This is a genomic window from Arcicella sp., assembly GCF_964672035.1.
The window spans coordinates 38,734-56,788 of sequence record NZ_CBABQS010000011.1 but is presented as its reverse complement, the minus strand read 5'-3'; the positions used below and the strand labels follow the sequence as shown (position 1 = coordinate 56,788).

Here is an 18,055-nt window from a genome sequence, read left to right as displayed (position 1 = left end):
TAGGTATTTTTTAATAATCACCATCCGTACTTTTCTTTATTCTTCAATTTTGTATCTAATACAATATTTATACATCCTTCACATTGAGCTTTACAGGGAGCAGGAAAAAGAATATGGCTTTTTTCTGCTTCTGATATTCCAGAATTATTACAAAACCTAAACGCCTCATTCCATTCTTCAATCGAGAAATCTTCATGGCCACAATGATTTTGACAATAAAAATTGGGTACTTTATTATTTGAGTTTGCCATAACTATCAATTATTAATTATCAATTATCAATTATCTAAAATCCCCTATCATACCCCACAGCAGTCTGAAACGTCCGTCGTGCAATCCCTTTCAACTCCACCACCGCAATCTCCAACTGCTTAACTGTATTACCCGTATTCGCAACAATCGCCTGCTGAGCCAAAAGCCCTTCACGCATCACCGAAAGCGAAGTATCTGAAGTAGATAAAGTCCGCTTATTAATATCGTACATCGCTCGAAAAAGCCCTAATAGTTCACTACCCGTTTGCTCTGTAATACTCCGTTGAATCACCCCCGAAATACTACTCCCGCCCGAACTCGCTGTACTCGAAGCAGAACCCAATTTATCCAAGCCCGTAATTTGTTTCAAAGCCTCAAACTGCGTATTCGCTCCCGAAATCAAGCCTTCAAACAAGGCCTTCAAATCCTTAATTTCGTCACTGGTTAAATTTCCGTCCGAAACCTCCGCCGCAAATTCCTTATAAAATTTGTCCATCGCTTCCGCCAAAACCTTATTTTTAAAAATTGAAAGAGCCGCATCCTGCATCGTCTTTTCAAAGAAATCCGCAAAATCTTTTGCCGAAGTCTTGCCTTCCTGAAACATTTGAACCAGTGAGTTAGTCAAACTATCTGCCGTAGTTCCCGTGAATAATTCCGCAATTTGTTGAGCCAAATCCCGAAGAGCCTGCTTTGCATCGTAACCCTTCTTTTCTAATTCCACAAGGCGAGTCACCAAATCCTTTGCCTCCCCTTGCAATTTTCCTTCTAATAACAATTTTTGTAAATCTGCAAAACTTTTCCCTGCCAACGTGTCCAGTACATTAACCGTACTCATCGTAAACAAACCAAAAAAAGTATTTTTCACAATCTCTTTCACATACTGCAAACCTTGCAGTTTCTTCATAATCTCAACGCTCTCTTTTGCATAATCTTCAATTTCCTGCTTTCTGATTTTCACCTGCTCCATTGCCGACTTGTATGCCGTATTATCAATTTTTGCATTCAAAATTGCTCGCTCATTCAACACGTCCTGATACTTATGCTCACCATCAATCGCATTCCGATAAAAACTTTCGTAGGCCGCATCCGCCGCTTGTATGCCACCAATAATACCGCCCAAAATGCCCATCACTCCCGTTACTCCGCCCACAATATCTCCCGCACCAAACGAAGCAGAGATGTTCGTGAGCTGGCCTGCCATTTTGGTCATACTTCCCAACGCAATTAAACTTCGTCCTAATCCACTATTTATCCCTCCAACCGACTGAGCAATGCCATCAAATCCACTCGCAAGCCTGCCTAAATCCTGCTCTAAGCCTTTTGCTATTTCCTTTGTATCACCCTTCAAATATTCAAACTGCTTCGCCACCTTATCTCCCCAACTCACCTTTCCGTTTCCATTCGCATCAATTGCTTTTATTTTCCCCTGTATTTCAGCGAGTGCTGCAACAATCCGCTTCCGTTCTTTTTCGCTTACAATACTATTCCCCACATCATCTTTGCTACCTAATTCCTGCGTCAATTCTCGAAAACGCAACTTTAAAGCATCTAAATTGCTTTGCTCAACACCAACTTTTAACTTAATTTCCAATGCTGACAAATCTCGCTCTAACTGCGACCGTATTTCAGCGGGCAAATCTACCTCACTATCCAAAGCCTTTTTAACCGTAGCAATCTGCTCAATTACCTGCTTTTTGGTATAGTCCAACAATTCAACCGATAATTTTCGATAGATAGCCGTTTTCTGCAAAGCTTCATCTTTTGCCGACTCAATCGCTTTATTTTTCGCTTCGTCTAAAGCCTCTTGCCTATCTGCGGTCAAAGCCCCATTTTTCAATAACGATGCCCTATTTTTGTTATAAGTCTTTTCGATTTCAACCAACTTATCAAAATAACTTTGACTTGCATTGAGAGCATCTTTAAAAGCCGAATCATCAATTTTCAACTGTGAAAATTTAGCCTCCGTCAACAACTTTTTCAAAGCCGTCATTCTTTCCGTTTCCGAACCCGTCAAAGTGGTTTTGTTTGCTAATTTATCGTATTCATCTTGCACATTTTCAGCAAAAGTTTTTGATAAATTCAACTCATTTTCATAGCGTGCCTTTGCCCTCTCTTCACCAAATGTCTTTTTATATTCCTCATAATCCCCGTACAACTTCTTTTGCTCCTCAAATCCGATTTTCATCTTTTCCGTTTCCTGCCGATACGTCAAATCCGCTACCGCATTATCACGTGTAGCCAACAATCCCGAACCATCCACCTTAATCTTGTTTTTCGGATTCTTATTAAACTTCTCCACCTCTTCAAAAATCTTCGTGAACCTATCTCGCAAAGCTTGCAACTCTTCCTCATCTTTTGTTTTAGCTTTTCGAGCATATTCTTCCTGAATCTCAAAAACTCGACGTTGTAAGGTTTCTGCCTGCTGAGCTACATTATTAGCCTTCACTACATTAGATTTATCAAGTCCCAAAGTTCCACCTAATGTCTTTGCTAAGTCTGCCGCTTCTTTTTGTGCTTTTGTCGCAATTGTTTTCAGTGCAGCTGATTCTTCATCAAGTCGCTTTGCTGCATCTTCTCGCTCATTTTTCAACCCTATTCCTAAATCTGCGACACTTGAACCTATTAATCTTTTAAAGCCTGCTTTTGCAATATCAACAGGTTCTAACTCCCTATTTGAGCGCTTTTGCATCGCTTCAAGAGCTTTCTTGCTTGCCTCTTCGAGTGCCAATTGAGCAACTGATTTTCTTAGCGTCATTTCAATAAAAGCATCCGCATTTTCAATCAAACCTCTCTCTGCTTGCTCCAAAGTATTAACCTGACCCGCTACCGTTCCAATGCTTTGATTGTATTGGTCTATTACTGCTTTTTTGTCATACAATCCATCCTTTGCGAGTGCCACATTAATTTTCAGACTTTGCACATTCTCAATTGCCTTGGAATATTCGCCACCTCCCGCCAGTGCTGATTGTAATTGTTTATTCGCTAATTCAGCCTCTTCCAATTTCGGTTTCAGAAAATCTAATTCTGATATATATTTCAAAATTGGTTCAACCGCAAACGCAACCAAACCTCCTATTCCTATTCCTGGCAAAAGGTTTGCAAGTTGTGATAGTCCTGGCAAAAACTTAGTGGCAAGACTGGTTCCGCCTTCCGTAATCGCATCACCCAAAGAATCAAACCCTTCCTTCCCTACGTTCTTTGTCCGCTCAATCTCCTTTTGCGTTTCTTGCAATTTTCGATTATACTTCTCTAATAATTCAGGATTGTTAGTAGTTGCTGCTCCATTCGCATACAGTTTCGCCAATGCCTGCAACTTCTGCAAACGCCCAATCGGTTTCTCCACGGCATCCACAATCTTATTTCCCAAATCATCAAAACCCTGTTTACCAATCACCGACAATCGTTGTATCTGCTTTTCGTATTCCTGTATCTTAGCGTTCGCAAGTTCAATCGTCGTTTCATTCGTTGCTGATCTTGCCAACTTTTTCGCCTCATCCAACTTCTTATTCAAAATATCAATCGAAACCAATTCTTTTTGCAAAGTCTTTTCCGTATTCGCTTGCACCCGTGCCGCCACCTGCTCCGCCGAAACCCCAACACCCGAAATCGTCGCTTTTGCCTGTTCCGAGGCCGCTTTGAGTTCAGGATTGTTAATCAAAAAATCTACGTTTACTTCTATATTATCCATATTTTTCCTTGATTCTTGCGGCTAAATCGTCCGTATTACCTTTTTTAATTTCACTGCCTTTCACCATCCGTGCGGAGTCGGCAAGTATCATCTCTATATTAATCCACGACCGCTCCCACATAATTTCCTTCCACGTCATCCCCAAATCTTTCATAATCGTGTGTACAATTCCCCAAACGCTATTAAGCCCAACGGCCCTTAACTCGTCTGAGCCTTTTGCCCCAGTTTCGGAGTCGTGATTTTCATCGCCCTGATAAATCTGGTAGTAGTCATAAAATCCGTAGTTCCCGAAAACTGCAAAATCAACGTTACCAACGTCGTAACATCTTTCGGATTAAGTTTCCAAAGCAACCACTTCGCTAAAATTGTATTAAATAATTGTGGCAAATACCGTCCTTTGAACATACAGAGCGCAACAATTTGCAACTGCGCAAAACTATGTTTCAGCATCATCGCCTCTGCTTTCACCTGTGTAGTTTCAAGTAGTTCAGCATCATCAATGTTCATGTCCAAATACAGTTTTGAAATCCTTAACCGATTCCCTAAACTCGGCTGATAAATTCTAAGGTGTTTTACTCCCAAAAACCTTAAAAAAAATGGGGTACGTATTCCCAACGACACCCCATTTTCTAATAGCGTTTCCGCCGCTAATAATTCTGTTTGCACCTTATACCGATTCCGTAATAGTCATCGGAGCAACGCCCACAAAACCCGTATCGGTTACCGTCACTTTACAGTCAATCGCAATTAGTTTAGAATCCGACAAATCAAGATTTTTCTTTGCCATTAATGATCCTCTCGAAATCGTAATTACACGACCATCAATCGTAGTAGCACGCAACACGCAAATTTTTTCAACGGGCTGTCCTGTCGCTTTTTTCCAAGTTGTCACCTGTGCCACCGTCGTTACCGTTCCACCGAGCAAAGCCGCTAAGGTAGTCGCTTGTGAATCCATCACCGTGAAGCTTGCCATCTCTTCACCACCTTGCAAGTTCACTACAATCGGATGATTCTTCCCTGCCTGATAGTGCTTTGTAGCAGTAGGTTCCGCTTCCGAAATCACCATCGTGTCCTTGTACACAGGATATTCTACAAAACTGGTAGCCGTGCCATCCGTCGTAGAAAATACCCCAATTTCAAGCTTCAAAAGCCCGTAAGAGTTTTTATTCGCCATTTTCTTAAATGAGTTTTAAATGATTTTTAATTAGGGTTTATAATTTCCCATAAACCCTAATTTTGTTATTGTAAAATATCAGATGCCTCAGCAAGAGCAGGAACATCACCCGCAGAAACTTCCTCCGTTACTCCTTCCTTCGTTCCTACTTCTTTAACTTCCTCCGTTGCTACTTTCTTCGTTTTCCCTTTTGCCCCTTTCGGTTTTGCAGGAGCCACAACTTTTGCAACTTCCGTTTCTCCTTCCTCCGTTCCTGCTTCCTCCGTTCCTCCTTGCTTTGCTGAACGACTAAACCATTCTAATGAACCATCTTCCAAAGTCTTCGCATGATTAGCGCCATCCAACTTGTGACCTTCCGAAAAAGCCTGATTGTCGGAAGTAAGAAAAAAGCCTTTTTCTGCCTTTAAGGTAGGGTCGGCAAATAAACCCTCTAAAATATCATCTCTTTTCATTGTAAGTTTTTGTTAATCCCTCGCTCCGAATTGAGCGAGGGCGTTGTGTGGGTTTGCATTTTTGACATAGCAAGTATGCCACCCGTTTTTATGAGTTTTTAGCCTTAAAATCGTATAAAATTATACGACAATCCTAATCCAATACTCGGTTCAATCCTACGGGCAGTTACATTATAACTATACCCAATCTGCAAACCTAAGCCAATTCTTTTCGTGCGGTCGGGAGGCAAAGTAAAACGTTGCACTCCCGTAATGTAACCATTCGGATCCGCCAACGACACATCTCTATACCACGTCTTACCCGTAAGCCAATTACCCTTATAATATTTCGTATCCACTAATTCGACATTATAGGAATACGCTAACATTGAATCCTTTGTCGTCAACTTCGCATCCAACCACTTGTTTTTATAGGCATACGTTTTGAAAACACCGCTTAAACTATCTGTTACGGTTGTTTTTACTTTGTCCTGAACCGTTGCCTTAATTCGTGTAACCTCGTTAATTTTTGATACAGATATATTTAGGGCCTTTTTCAACGAGTCAATATAACCGAGTGTAGCGATATACTTCTCATTGTCCGACTTTGCGAACGTTTCTGTATATACGGCGTGCTGCGTTTTGTCGGGAGCGATGTAGCGGGTAATAATTACACTCTGCTTATTTTGCACCTTTTCGGAACTTGCAAGGCGTTCTTTTACCTCCTTATTTTCCGTAAATTGCTGATAATTAAAATACGCTGATATGGCTAAGCATAGCCCCAGCAGTCCGATAACGATTTTAGTTTTCATTTTTAAGAATTTTTGATACTGGTTGTTGTGTTTGCTCCCGTAGTTCGTCCACGGGAACCGTTCCGTTTTTCAATTGTTTCAACAAAACATCTTGAAATATCACTTTGTCATATAGCCTCAAACGTTCGGTATTAATTGTATCAATCCTTCCGTTCAACCGTCTTACTTCACTTTCAGCGTCATATCGTTGCTGATTGAAATATATTATTGCGGCAATAAGGCAAGCAATCAGAACCTGAATAGGATATTTTTTAATATCCAAAAGCGAAAAAGGTTGTTTCAAGTCCATCTATATTTAGTAGGTAGGTTATTTATTTAGTCCTACCGCTGTCAGCCATTCGGCAACATCGAAAGAAGGACAATCTTTGTGAACATTCGGGAAGTCTCTGTGTCCTTGTACTTTCGCATTCGGAAACTGCTCTTTCAATTCTTTTACTAATTCCATTTGAGCAATTTTTTGCGGTATCGTCCGATTATCCATCGCCTTATTATTCTTATCCACACCCCCGATATAACTAATATGAATCGAATTATGATTATATCCTGCCACTCCATTGCTAATTTTGTCAATTTCCAAAAGGTTTACAATCACGCCCGTAGGCTTAATAATATAATGATAGCCAACATTCTGCCAACCCATCACCTCTTTCCAATATCTTTTAATAGCTTCCACAGTAGCATTTTGTTGCGTAGCGGTGCAATGCAATACGATATAATCAATCTGTCTCATCTTAGGTTTTTATTTATCCCTCCCGAATCTGGGAGGGATAATGGGTTAGGAATCTACGCCTTATTGACACTCAAAATCGCCGCACTAAGTTGCACACGCTTATTAATAGCAATAAAATAATGACGATAATTCAACAAATTTTGCTGATTAATCGGATCCATGCTTGCAGGAGCAAAATACTGCTTTGTCATACCTGTTTTCTTTGCAACGTTCTTAGCAACAAACACAAACGAAGCCTCATATTGTCCTGACGAAGGCGTTGAGCCATACGCCAGTTTTGCCTTCGTTCCTGAATTGTAATGCGGATTCTCATCATAAGAGTGAATTTCAAACCCAGCAATTTTCGGAGCCACATCGCCTTCGCTATGCTTGACCAACTGATCAGCAAAGTTTTTGCGGTCTAACAACAAATCATTCCAGTGATTCTGACACAAAACCAATCTTCTGCCTTGTTTTGGCAATTTTGGTACTGCATTATCACACGCATCTTTCAAGGCCACAAGGTCAGCGTAAGTCATCACCAATCTTGCCCCACTCGCTTCCGTGCCTTCACCTTTCACCAAAATCACAGGCGTTGCCGCCGTATGACCCGCAGGAGCAATGGCATGAGCTGCTTTACTATACTTCTTTTCCAAAACTGCCTCCGTGTGCGTTGCCGTCACTTCGTCAATTTTATTGTAAGAAGAACCTAACGTTTGATCATCGGTCAAAGAAGTTGCCTTCGTTTGAAACCTATCAAGATTAATCGTTACCGAATCATCCGTATAAGCCTGAATAGCAATAGGATAAGTAGTATTATTAATTAATACATCGGGCGAAAAATCAGTCGTAGGAATGTGGATTAAATTAATCTCGCTCGCAGAACCACTTCCTACCTCAATCACATCCATTGGCATCTCTGGAATTCCGTCAAGCCATGCGGCCTCTGTACCATTTTTTATGTTTCGCTCAACTCGGTCGAGCCACATTTCGGGATAATTTGCTGGCATTTTTTTATAAAATTTAAGGATTATAATTTATTTAAAATCGCCTTCCGCTCTCACGGAAGGCATTACAATAGCAAGGATTACAATACTATTTCTTGGCAAATAAAGCCTTGAAAGCCTCTGGATTGTCAGTCTTAAAAGCCAACTTTGCAGCTGTGCTTAGTTTCTCAAACTCATCCACGTTTTTCGGCAATTCACTGCCTGCATCCGCTCCCGTATTAGTCGCACCTAATTGTTTCTTTGCAGGAATACGAGCAAACATTTTAGCCGTCAATTCGTAGTTTTCCGTTGCATCTTTCACAAAGCTTTCCACTTCCGAACCTTCAATTTTTCCCGCAAGTTTTGCTTCCTCTACAAGGGCCTTTGCACGGGTTTCCGCTCCCTGTTTGAAAAGTTGTTTTGTCGCATCGTGTGCCGTTTTTTCGGATGTCAATGCACTCGAAAGTTTTGCAATGTGTGTATCTAATTCTACCGCATCGGCAGGTTGTTGGTTAATGCCCAACGCTACCAATGAGGTAGCCGAAAGATTAATTTTTTCCATTTGATTATTTTCAGTTTTAAAATTCAAATTTGTTTGTAATTCACTCACGGCCAACTTCACCTCTTCCTCTTTCATTTCAATTCCTTCCATGCTGAATAATCTCACAGCATTCTTATTTGAAGGAATTGCCACAATCGAAACCTCAAAAAGTTCGCACTCACTCAAAACCCATTTGCCATCGGGATTTTGCTTCATTTTCTCACGGTCAAAGGTTACGCCCATACTGCAACCCTTAATAAAACCTCTTTCCACTTTTCCCGCAATCTTTTTCGCAACCTCATCTTCTAAATCAAAATTTGGTTCCCCTTCCAATCTCCCCTCTACAATCGCAACATCTTTCCAATTCCCAATCACGTTATTAGTACTTGCATAATGCTCATCCAACATAATCGGATTGTCCGAAAACCGTCCTAACGAAATGCCCTTATTCGGTATTGAAAACCCGTAACTATTATCTACCGTTTCGTCATTGAAAATGAATTTTGCCATTGCTGTTTTTGGTTCTATTGCGTTGTTTACAATGCAAATATGACACACTTCCAAACATCCCGAAAATAACCGTACAAGCCATTACCTATTTTTTTCTTTCAGCCTAAAAACCGTACAATTTTGAAGAAAAAACAACAATATGGCAAAAGCAAAAGACAGGACTAAGCAATTAGCCGAAGATTATTATACCCAAAATCCCGATGCCACCCAGAAGGAAATTGCCGAACTTTTTCAAGTAACCGAGAAGACTTTAGGAAAATGGCTGGTCGAAGGAAAATGGTCTGATAAACGTTTTACCTTCCATTCATCACCCGTAAAAATCAAGCAACTTTTACAGGCGGAACTATTAAGCGTTTCGCAGGGAAAAGCCGCCGTTCTTAATGCCGATGGTATCGCAAAACTTATGTCGGCCCTGGATAAAGTAGAACGCAAAGCAAATCCGATTGTCGTCTCCGAAATCCTAAAGGCTTTAGATAATTTCATTTCGGAGGTTGATCCGCCTTTTGCCGTCAAATGCACGGAGTTTCACAAAAAATTCCTCCAACACCGTATTAATCTCGAATCATAATGCAAGCAATCACAGGAAATAGCAAATACGGAAAACTCCTTGCCGACTACGACAAGCATTGTACACGCATTGCCCAGTCCACCCACATAGATATTCACGAAACACCCGACGCAAAACTAAAAAGGGTTCGTGCCTTAGAGAAAAACTATGTAGAATGGTTCGAGTATTACTTTCCAAATTTTGCAAAGAAAAAATGTGCATGGTTTCACGCTGAACTCGCCAATAACATTATCAATAATCGGCGGATTAGAGAGCTGGCAGAAATGTACCGTTCAGCTGGTAAGTCCGTACACATAGATATGGGAATACCACTATTCCTATACTTAGCAAAATCCGACCTAAAATTCATGTTGCTCGTTGGCGAAACCGCCGATAAAGCCGCACAATTATTATCAGGAATTCAATCGCAATTAGAATACAACAACCGACTCAAAAATGATTATGGTTCTAAGTTTCAGCAAGGCAGTTGGGAAGAAGGAAATTTCACCACTACCGATGGCATAAAATTTATGTCCCTCGGTTTTGGACAAAATCCCCGTGGTGCAAGAGAGCAAGGTGAACGTCCTGATTATATTGTCGTGGATGATGTGGACAATAAACGTCACGTAAATAACGACCGCATGATGGGCGATGCAATTGATTATATCAACGAAGATATTATCGGCTGTTTTGATTCGGTCGAAGATGGTGTTGAACGCTTCGTATATGCAAATAATAATTTTCACAAGAACTCTATTACCAACCGTTTACACCTACATTTTCAGTCAATTATCAATCGACAAAATGAAGCAATAGAAAGCGGAAATGAAGAGGATTATGAAGATGTAGACTCTGACTTCTATGTACTGTATCACATTTTTAGGGTTTGTGCGGTCAAAAATCTTATTGATTTTGAGCCAGAATGGCCAGAAAAAACATCTTCAGGCTATTGGCGTGCAAAATACAGAAATAGCAATACCCGCTCTTTCCTCCGTGAATATATGCACAAACACGTGCAAGAGGGAAAAGTGTTTAAGGCGAATGATATTCTGAGACGAAAAGCAATGAGCCTCGACAAATATGATGCCCTTTGCGTCTATGGGGATTTATCGTACAAAGAAAAAGGAGATTTCAAGTTCCTGGGACTCATCGGAAAAACTGGAAAGGAATTCGATATTATCAAAGTTTACCTCCGACAAAAAAGCCGTGCCGATGTTGCCCGCTGGCTCTACGATATGTTCGAAAAATACGGCTGGGACAAATTCGCAATCAAATACCTAATCGAAGGCCTTTTTGCACAGTCTGATTTTATTAATGATTTTGATAAGGAAGGAGAAAAGCGATGGGGAGAAGGCAATTGCATTAGAATTGCCTCTGATACCAAACCAAAGGACAACAAATTCGATAGAATTGAAAACGATTCTGGACTATTTGAACGGCATGAAATATTTTTTAATGAAGATGATCAAGGACAAGACCAAGAAACACTTATCGACCAATACTTAGAATTCGAGAAAGGCTCTGGAGCAAATGACGACGGCCCCGATGGTTGCAATGGCGGATTCCGCTGGTTGAATAATAGAACTTTCAAAGCCCGTACAACCTCAAGACATGGCAAGCGGAGAAGTATGAAACATTAACCCCCAAAAAACATGGCATTTGTAACAAAAGAAGAATTTCAAACACATCTCTATGCGGAAGCACAAGAAATAATATCTCGTGATGACGAAGAGAAAATTAACAATGCCCTACTATTAGGACAACAAATCGTAGAATCTTATCTATCAGGATACGACACCGCAACCATTTTCGCCACCACAGGAAACGACCGAAATCCATTTCAAATCATTACAACCTACATTAAGGACATCGCCAAATGGCACGCCATCGCAGTATGTAATGTAACCGTAGATTTAGAATTGGCCGAACGTCGCTACTCATCCGCTATTAAGGAATTAGAGAAAATTCAAAGCGGAAAAACTCGATTACCAAATTACCCACTGGCAGTCAACAACCTTGAACCCAAGCCATTTCGCTCAGGTTCAAGACCAAAATTCAATCATTCATTTTAATTAAATAGATATGAATATTATCCAAACACTCGCTACAAGAATTGGAACGAGCATTGCCACAACATTAGCTCCATCCCTCAAAACACCGATACAGGATGCCAAAAAGAAACCGCTTCCATGGGTTGCGAAATCCGTTTCCAAAACCCGAAAAGACATGGAGTCTTGGAAACGAGCCGAAACGATGTATTATAATGCCGATTCTCCTTCCAATTATCTGCAACAACTTTTGTACGATGATGTGATGGAAGATGCTTTATTAGGCTCTCAAACCAATAACCGTTTTCAACAATCACTTTCAATGCCCTTTATTTTGAAAAATGCAAAAGGCGAAGTGGACGAAGAACAAACCGACATCCTAAAAAAACATCACCTTTACCGCTTTCTTTCTCAAAAAGGATTAGAGTCAAAGACCTACGGAAATTCAGTAATTCAATTCATTTTCGATGCCAAAAAGCAACTAACCGCCGAACTCATTCCCCGTACCAATATCGTCCAACAAACAGGTACATTTTTTGCGGATGCAACCGACCAAAGCAAGGGAATAAAATATCGGGAATTGGCAGAATTTGGCACGTGGGTTATTGAATACAATACGGGCGAAATCGGACTATTGAATAAGTGCATTCCAAACGTAATCATGCTTCGCTATGCCCTTTCGTGCTGGTCAGAATTATGCGAAATCTACGGAATTCCTCCCCGTGTAATGAAAACAAACACCACCGACCCGAAGGAATTAGAAAGAGCTGAGCAGATGATGAAAGACATGGGTTCCGCCGCATGGTTCATTATCGACACCACCGAAGAATTTGAATTTGCCGATAACGTAAATACTAAAGGAGAAGTTTTCGAGAACCTTATCAAGGTAGCAGGGGATAGAATTTGTCTCGCTATTTCGGGAACTGTTATCGGACAAGACACCAAATTCGGAAGCAAAGGCAAGGAAGACACCGCACAGGATATGTTGTGGTACATCGTTCAGGACGATATGCAATGGCAAGAACAATTGTGGAATAATATCAATTTGCCCGCCCTTGCAAAACATGGCATTATCAAAGACGGCCTAACTTTCGAGTTTGAACCTGCCGAAGACATCACCCAATTATGGAATTTTGTCAAAGATTCATTGCCATATTTCGATTTTGACCCTGCATGGATGAAAAACAAATTCGGAATTGAAGTAAAGGAAAAAGCCACCCAACAAACCGACCCGAACGCCACCAAGAAAAACGCACTCAGTTTTTTTCTGAACGCCTCCGAGCAGGAGGCGAATCAGAACCAGTGTTGTGGACAAGCCCACACATTAATTAAGCTATCTGGAAGCCTAAACGACGAGCAATTATTAGAACGTTTTTTCCAGGATAAAGGAGAACGAAAATTTGATGAAGAACTTTTCTCTTTCACCACCCAAAACCTTACAGAGGCATTTTCAAAAGGGTACAGAAAAAAGAAAAAGGCGAAACTAATTGGGCAAATCGGTATTACTTACGGACTCGACGACCCCGCTGCTTTGACTGCCTACGAAATGAATCTTTTCCGTTTCGGAGGCATCAAAACATTGGCAGAAAGTCAATTGCTCAATAAGGCATTCAGAAGTAGCAATTCGTTCAACGATTTCAAAATACGTGCGGGATTAATCACTAAAATGCACAATGTGGACTGGTTGCGAACCGAATACAATACCGCCATTGCTGTGGGCGAAACCTCCGCAACGTATCAGCGATTAATCACCCAAACCGAATTGTACCCATACTGGGAATACAAAACGGTAGATGATAATAAAGTACGCCCTGAACACAATTTATTAGACGGATTAATTTTGCCATCAACGCACGAATTATGGCAAAAAATCTATCCACCAAACGGGTGGAATTGTCGATGTTACATCGTGCCAAGACTCAAAAATGAACTCAATGGTCAAAATATCGAAGAGAATATCAAAACTTTTGAGGCCTTCATTGCCTCCGAAGAATTCCAGAAAGCAACCAAATCAGGATGGGGAATTAACCGAGCCGAAACCGAGCAAGTCTTTTCTGCCAATCAGCAATATATTACTAAGCAAAGTGAAGCGGATAGGCTGTTATCGAATCTTAGTCCAAGCGATTTTAAGATAAAGGAGGTAATTCCAAAATCAAAAATCACAGAAAACGAAGGCACAACCGAGGAAGCATGGAAGTATTTTCAAGATAAGAATATCAATTTTCACGATTACAATAACCGACAAATTAATATTCCTGAAAAAGAATTTATACAGGCCGTTAAAGATAGTAAGCTAATCAATGAAATTGAATTCATATTAGAAAAACCCGACGAAGTATGGCACAAAGCCGAAACAAAAGGAGGTATTTTCAATCAATTTCTGTACGTAAAATACTACAAAGATTCTGAACCGCTTGCGTTTGTTGCCGAATTAAAAGACGGAAATCTAATCATTAAGGCCCTCTTTAAATTAGCAGATTTGGCGGAAAGATGGGGACTTTTAATTAAAAATTAAATCACATTTAAACGGCCGTTAAACGCTATAAGCAAAATGGAATTCAAACTTATCATTTCAATATTCAGATTTATCATTTTCAGAATATCCAAAACTGAATTAACAATTTTGTGTCTTCGTAAGGTTACTTATAATTCTAATTTCACAAAAATTATAAACGAATCTTCTCTTATCCAAATCGAAAAAATTGGAAGCAAACAATATGGAGAATGGTACTATTTTCAATTCTTATTCTTCATAAAAATTCGTACAAAACAAAGAAAACCCTAACTAATTAACACTATGTTCGATTCAGAAGGATTAGCACAAGCATTTAGATTCGGAGCAATCTTTTGCTTAATTGTCGGTATAATTGTCACTTTAGGAATAAATAAAGGCATTAGAATTCTATCCCATTCAGATGATATAGAATCCCACAAACCAATTATTCCAATTAAAAAATTAGTCGTCAAAAACAACAAAGTGGACACATTATATATTTATCAAAAGCCAGAATAAAAAATATATAAATCCACCTTATTCCAAATTATATTCTAAGTACTCGCCAAATGGCTGCTATATTTTCAGAATATAATTTGGTTTAAATAAAAATCAAATGCAATTAACTCACAACATCAACCTTCCCCCAACCTACGGCAAAATAGTAGAAACCTACATACAAACCTTAGAACGGGATGTTTCGCACCCCGCCTTCACCGTGTCGGATAATCTCCAAATCGTCGGCATAAATGGCAGAATTGAAAACAATCAACGTTTGCACTACAACCATAATTCCGACAATTCCGAAGATGAACTATTTATTATTTACGTCGGAAGTGGAAAAAAAGAAAAACGCTGGTGGACAACCGATTTTGCTGAGGCCCAAGCCGTCCGAGCCAGAAACATCAAGGAATGGGAAAACATACTAAAAACCGAAATCAAAAAATATGCCTAATCATAATCAACAAAACTTGCAAGATTGGTTTGCTAATTTCGAGCATCGAATGAATAGCGAAGTTCCTTCCATTCTTGCCGAAACCGCCACCGAATTTTTCAAGGAAAGTTTCGTAACAAAATCGTGGGATGGTGTGCCGTGGTCGGATACAAAAAAGCCTGTAAGTCGTGGTTCATTAATGATACGAACCGCACAACTTATGGGGAGCATTCGCCCAAGTCACGTTTCAGCCGACAAAGTAACCATCTCCGCAGGTTCCTCAAAAGTTCCTTATGCAAAAGTTCATAACGAAGGCGGATTAATTACCAGAAAACCCCGTTCCGAAACCTTCCAAAGAAATCGGTTTAGTTCAGGCAAACAAAAAGGAAAGTTTAAAGGAGGCACAACCAGTGGACAAGGTTTTACTTTCAAAGAATCATCGTTTACTATGCCTAAACGCCAATTTATTGGACATTCGGCAAACCTAAACATCATCATTGCAAAACGCCTCATGGCACATTTTTTAAAATGAAAGAAATCTATCAGCGGGTTGTAGAACTACTCGCAACCGTCACCGAATTACGATTCATCGACAAAGACAAAGGACAATTAGAATACTATAAAGAACGGCCCGCTGTGGCGTTCCCCTGTGCCTTAATCAAACTGGATATTCCAAGAATTGAAAACCTTGGCAAAGCAACCCAACGCCGAACCGCCATTATTACGGTTCGAGTAGCTTTCGACTACGTGGGTCAAACCTCCGCATCGCTCACAGAACAAGCTCGCAACCAATCGCTTCAATATTTCGACATTATTCAAAGCATTGAGCAAGCAATCGAGGCACAAACAGGCATTCAAAACATCCTAATTCATCAAACCTCCGCAGGAGAAGAAAACCGCCCCGACGGCCTTTTAATTCTCAATATGAAGTTTCAAACCCAATACTTAAAGTCATAAAAAAAGCCTGTGAAGTTCACAGGCTTTTTTGTTTATATGGATAAAAAATTAAGCTCCCATAGCAAATTGTGAATTATCCGTTTTTATAGTCTTACCCACCAATTCACTATAAGCAAAGAAAAAATAAAACATACTTTTCACACCCCTTGAAAGTTCCCGTTTTCCGCCTAAATACTGTGAAATCGTACTTTTGTCAATGCCCAACTTTTCCTCTAATTCCGCCGCCTTAATTCCATGCTTTGCCATTTGTTCTTTTATCCATGCAGTCGTTACCACGTCGGCGGGTGCTTCAAAGTAAGGCTTTGCCCCAACTCGTAATTTGCGTCCGTACAATACGGGTGCAAATATACTTTCAGTGACCTCAATCAGTTTTTTGGCATCCGCATAATTCTCACTCAAATGTTTCAATTGTACCGTTTGCACAATCAACTCTTTTTCATCCACTTTTTTCACGTCAAAAGAGATATTTGAAAAACGTAAATGTGCCTGAGCTTTCACTTCAATACTTTTCTTTTGTGCCTCATTGAGGTACGAAATACGATCTAAATTTTCAACGATAGTTTTCATATTTTTGATATTTTTGGTAAAAGGGTAGGGGTTTTACCCCCCATCCTTTAAATTAATTCTTTGTAAGTGTTTGTGTGAATTTCGTAGATTCCAATTTGTTCATTTTCAATTCCCAACTTGGTTGCTTCATCTTCATTTTCGAGTATCATTACGGCATCAAAATAAAACTCTTTGCCATATTTCCAACCTCCTACAATTGCACTGGTCTTTTCCAATGCCACACTAATTACTTTTTCTGCTCCCACTCTGCCGAAACAATTTTGAGTTTCTTTGAGAGCCACCGCCCAACCTCTTTTAACTGGTTGAAAATCGGTTAGATTAATTGTGAACCCTGTTGGGTTTTCAGATGCTACACTTAGTAGCTTATCTGCGATTTGTTTGTTTGTCATGTAAAAGAACGTTTTTTGATTACCTTACAAAGATAGTTATAAGTTTGCATAGTGCAAACTATTAAGGGTAATATTTTTAATAATTAATAAAAAAAATGCCGTAACAATCTGCTACGGCATTCTAAACTACCAAACCTTATCTTAGAACAAAACCAATTGTTTTTTATTTACCTTAATCATCTTTCTTTTATGCTTATACCCTTGCATAAATCCTGTATAAGTCATTGAGTGTCCTAAATCCCTCAAAATTACTTTGACAAAATGCGTATCGGGTATATCACCGTTTTTTGCCTTCCAATCGTCGTAATGCTTCATTACGAATCCGACTCGCTTCATGTGGTTTCGGGAATTATAAGCCATAATTTATTTTTTTTAATGTGCTTTACCGTCGAGCATTATTAAACCTCACTCTACATTTATCATCACAAAACCGTTTCGTTTTGCGTCCAATTTCAATCCGTTTCAAACATTGTTCGCAAACCGTTTCACTTAGCGTTTCAACCTTTATAGGCTTCAAATAGCCTTTATTAGGCATTTTTACCGTTTCCGTCTCATGCTTTACCGTTTCAATTCTAAGCGTTACCGTTTCATCTTTTACCGTTTCAACCGTTTCAAGTTCCGTGTAAGTTTGCCACCGTCCTGTAAGTTCCCAATGCACAAAACTAAATCCATAACTCTCTGCCACTGCTCGCAACTTGTTTCTTGCTGTATTCCTTACTACTTCCGAATAATAGCTTTTCACATTCCCTCCCAATCGTGCAAGCTCCTGTATTTCCTTAGAATAATTAATAGCTTCCATGTTCAACACCCACCCTTAACAAACTCAATTATTTCGGCCAAACTATTCGTAGGAATCATATCAAACTTTCCTATTTTCAATTCAATTCCTTCAATTAATTCTGTCAATACCTCCTGTTCTGCTTCGGTATCACACTCGTTCTCTTCAATCAGTTCAGATATTACAACATACATCAGCATATTGCCCGCAATTTGTCTTTGTTTTTTTGTTAGTATCAT

The 18,055-nt window shown here is 39.8% G+C and carries 24 protein-coding genes; 8 read left to right on the top strand and 16 right to left on the bottom strand.

All coding sequences use genetic code 11. The features are described from left to right. Nucleotides 1-17: 17 nt before the first annotated feature. The 11 genes from AC1W31_RS05085 to AC1W31_RS05035 all read right to left on the bottom strand — a co-directional run bounded on the left by AC1W31_RS05085 (nt 18) and on the right by AC1W31_RS05035 (nt 9,102). Entirely contained in the window at nt 18-251 is a 234-nt protein-coding gene (locus AC1W31_RS05085; RefSeq protein ID WP_481733328.1) for a hypothetical protein, read from the bottom strand. Between the two features lie 34 nt (nt 252-285). Then, nucleotides 286-3,939, bottom strand: coding sequence for a phage tail tape measure C-terminal domain-containing protein (locus AC1W31_RS05080; RefSeq protein ID WP_481733327.1), 3,654 nt, complete (start codon nt 3,937-3,939; stop codon nt 286-288). Beyond that, a complete protein-coding gene (locus AC1W31_RS05075; RefSeq protein WP_481733326.1) occupies nt 3,932-4,093 on the bottom strand; it encodes a hypothetical protein in 162 nt (53 codons plus the stop codon). Before AC1W31_RS05075 ends, AC1W31_RS05080 begins: the two co-directional genes overlap by 8 nt. 44 nt (nt 4,094-4,137) lie before the next feature. Further along, nucleotides 4,138-4,605, bottom strand: a complete 468-nt coding sequence (locus AC1W31_RS05070; RefSeq protein ID WP_481733325.1) for a hypothetical protein — start codon at nt 4,603-4,605, stop codon at nt 4,138-4,140. Between the two features lies 1 nt (nt 4,606). Then, nucleotides 4,607-5,113: a hypothetical protein gene (locus AC1W31_RS05065; protein ID WP_481733324.1), complete on the bottom strand. Its 507-nt coding sequence runs from the start codon at nt 5,111-5,113 to the stop codon at nt 4,607-4,609. Between the two features lie 65 nt (nt 5,114-5,178). Continuing rightward, a complete protein-coding gene (locus AC1W31_RS05060; RefSeq protein ID WP_481733323.1) occupies nt 5,179-5,565 on the bottom strand; it encodes a hypothetical protein in 387 nt (128 codons plus the stop codon). 104 nt (nt 5,566-5,669) lie between these two features. Next, nucleotides 5,670-6,356, bottom strand: coding sequence for a hypothetical protein (locus AC1W31_RS05055; protein WP_481733322.1), 687 nt, complete (start codon nt 6,354-6,356; stop codon nt 5,670-5,672). Next, nucleotides 6,346-6,645 (bottom strand): hypothetical protein, encoded by a 300-nt coding sequence (locus tag AC1W31_RS05050; RefSeq protein WP_481733321.1) that lies wholly within the window; start codon nt 6,643-6,645, stop codon nt 6,346-6,348. Before AC1W31_RS05050 ends, AC1W31_RS05055 begins: the two co-directional genes overlap by 11 nt. A gap of 18 nt (nt 6,646-6,663) precedes the next feature. Then, nucleotides 6,664-7,086, bottom strand: a complete 423-nt coding sequence (locus tag AC1W31_RS05045; RefSeq protein ID WP_481733320.1) for an N-acetylmuramoyl-L-alanine amidase — start codon at nt 7,084-7,086, stop codon at nt 6,664-6,666. A gap of 53 nt (nt 7,087-7,139) precedes the next feature. Next, nucleotides 7,140-8,075: a phage major capsid protein gene (locus AC1W31_RS05040; protein WP_481733319.1), complete on the bottom strand. Its 936-nt coding sequence runs from the start codon at nt 8,073-8,075 to the stop codon at nt 7,140-7,142. Between the two features lie 85 nt (nt 8,076-8,160). Beyond that, nucleotides 8,161-9,102 (bottom strand): HK97 family phage prohead protease, encoded by a 942-nt coding sequence (locus tag AC1W31_RS05035; protein ID WP_481733318.1) that lies wholly within the window; start codon nt 9,100-9,102, stop codon nt 8,161-8,163. 139 nt (nt 9,103-9,241) lie between these two features. Between AC1W31_RS05035 and AC1W31_RS05030 the strand changes: the two genes are divergently transcribed. From AC1W31_RS05030 to AC1W31_RS04995, 8 genes are all read left to right on the top strand, one after another. Further along, nucleotides 9,242-9,670, top strand: a complete 429-nt coding sequence (locus tag AC1W31_RS05030) for a hypothetical protein (protein ID WP_481733317.1) — start codon at nt 9,242-9,244, stop codon at nt 9,668-9,670. Then, nucleotides 9,670-11,289, top strand: coding sequence for a hypothetical protein (locus AC1W31_RS05025; RefSeq protein ID WP_481733316.1), 1,620 nt, complete (start codon nt 9,670-9,672; stop codon nt 11,287-11,289). The genes AC1W31_RS05030 and AC1W31_RS05025 overlap by 1 nt, the downstream gene beginning before the upstream one ends. 12 nt (nt 11,290-11,301) lie before the next feature. After that, nucleotides 11,302-11,721: a hypothetical protein gene (locus AC1W31_RS05020; protein ID WP_481733315.1), complete on the top strand. Its 420-nt coding sequence runs from the start codon at nt 11,302-11,304 to the stop codon at nt 11,719-11,721. A gap of 10 nt (nt 11,722-11,731) precedes the next feature. Beyond that, entirely contained in the window at nt 11,732-14,212 is a 2,481-nt protein-coding gene (locus AC1W31_RS05015; protein WP_481733314.1) for a phage portal protein family protein, read from the top strand. 282 nt (nt 14,213-14,494) lie between these two features. Next, complete coding sequence (locus AC1W31_RS05010; protein ID WP_481733313.1) at nt 14,495-14,710, top strand: hypothetical protein; 216 nt, start codon at nt 14,495-14,497, stop codon at nt 14,708-14,710. A 97-nt stretch (nt 14,711-14,807) separates the two neighbouring features. Continuing rightward, nucleotides 14,808-15,146, top strand: coding sequence for a hypothetical protein (locus AC1W31_RS05005; protein WP_481733312.1), 339 nt, complete (start codon nt 14,808-14,810; stop codon nt 15,144-15,146). After that, complete coding sequence (locus AC1W31_RS05000) at nt 15,139-15,657, top strand: phage virion morphogenesis family protein (protein WP_481733311.1); 519 nt, start codon at nt 15,139-15,141, stop codon at nt 15,655-15,657. The genes AC1W31_RS05005 and AC1W31_RS05000 overlap by 8 nt, the downstream gene beginning before the upstream one ends. Then, the gene (locus tag AC1W31_RS04995) at nt 15,654-16,082 is read left to right on the top strand and encodes a hypothetical protein (protein WP_481733310.1); all 429 of its coding nucleotides are present in this window, start codon (nt 15,654-15,656) and stop codon (nt 16,080-16,082) included. The genes AC1W31_RS05000 and AC1W31_RS04995 overlap by 4 nt, the downstream gene beginning before the upstream one ends. A 48-nt stretch (nt 16,083-16,130) precedes the next feature. Here the strand turns inward: AC1W31_RS04995 and AC1W31_RS04990 are convergent, their stop codons facing one another. The 5 genes from AC1W31_RS04990 to AC1W31_RS04970 form a co-directional block, all read right to left on the bottom strand. Beyond that, on the bottom strand, nt 16,131-16,649 hold the full coding sequence (locus AC1W31_RS04990; protein WP_481733309.1) for a helix-turn-helix domain-containing protein: 519 nt from the start codon (nt 16,647-16,649) through the stop codon (nt 16,131-16,133). 47 nt (nt 16,650-16,696) lie between these two features. Then, complete coding sequence (locus AC1W31_RS04985) at nt 16,697-17,038, bottom strand: hypothetical protein (protein WP_481733308.1); 342 nt, start codon at nt 17,036-17,038, stop codon at nt 16,697-16,699. A 141-nt stretch (nt 17,039-17,179) separates the two neighbouring features. Further along, nucleotides 17,180-17,398, bottom strand: coding sequence for a hypothetical protein (locus tag AC1W31_RS04980; protein ID WP_481733307.1), 219 nt, complete (start codon nt 17,396-17,398; stop codon nt 17,180-17,182). A gap of 22 nt (nt 17,399-17,420) precedes the next feature. After that, nucleotides 17,421-17,837 carry a hypothetical protein gene (locus AC1W31_RS04975; protein WP_481733306.1) on the bottom strand — a complete coding sequence of 139 codons (417 nt, stop codon included), beginning with the start codon at nt 17,835-17,837 and terminating at the stop codon, nt 17,421-17,423. Nucleotides 17,838-17,839: 2 nt separating this feature from the next. Beyond that, the gene (locus tag AC1W31_RS04970; RefSeq protein ID WP_481733305.1) at nt 17,840-18,055 is read right to left on the bottom strand and encodes a hypothetical protein; all 216 of its coding nucleotides are present in this window, start codon (nt 18,053-18,055) and stop codon (nt 17,840-17,842) included.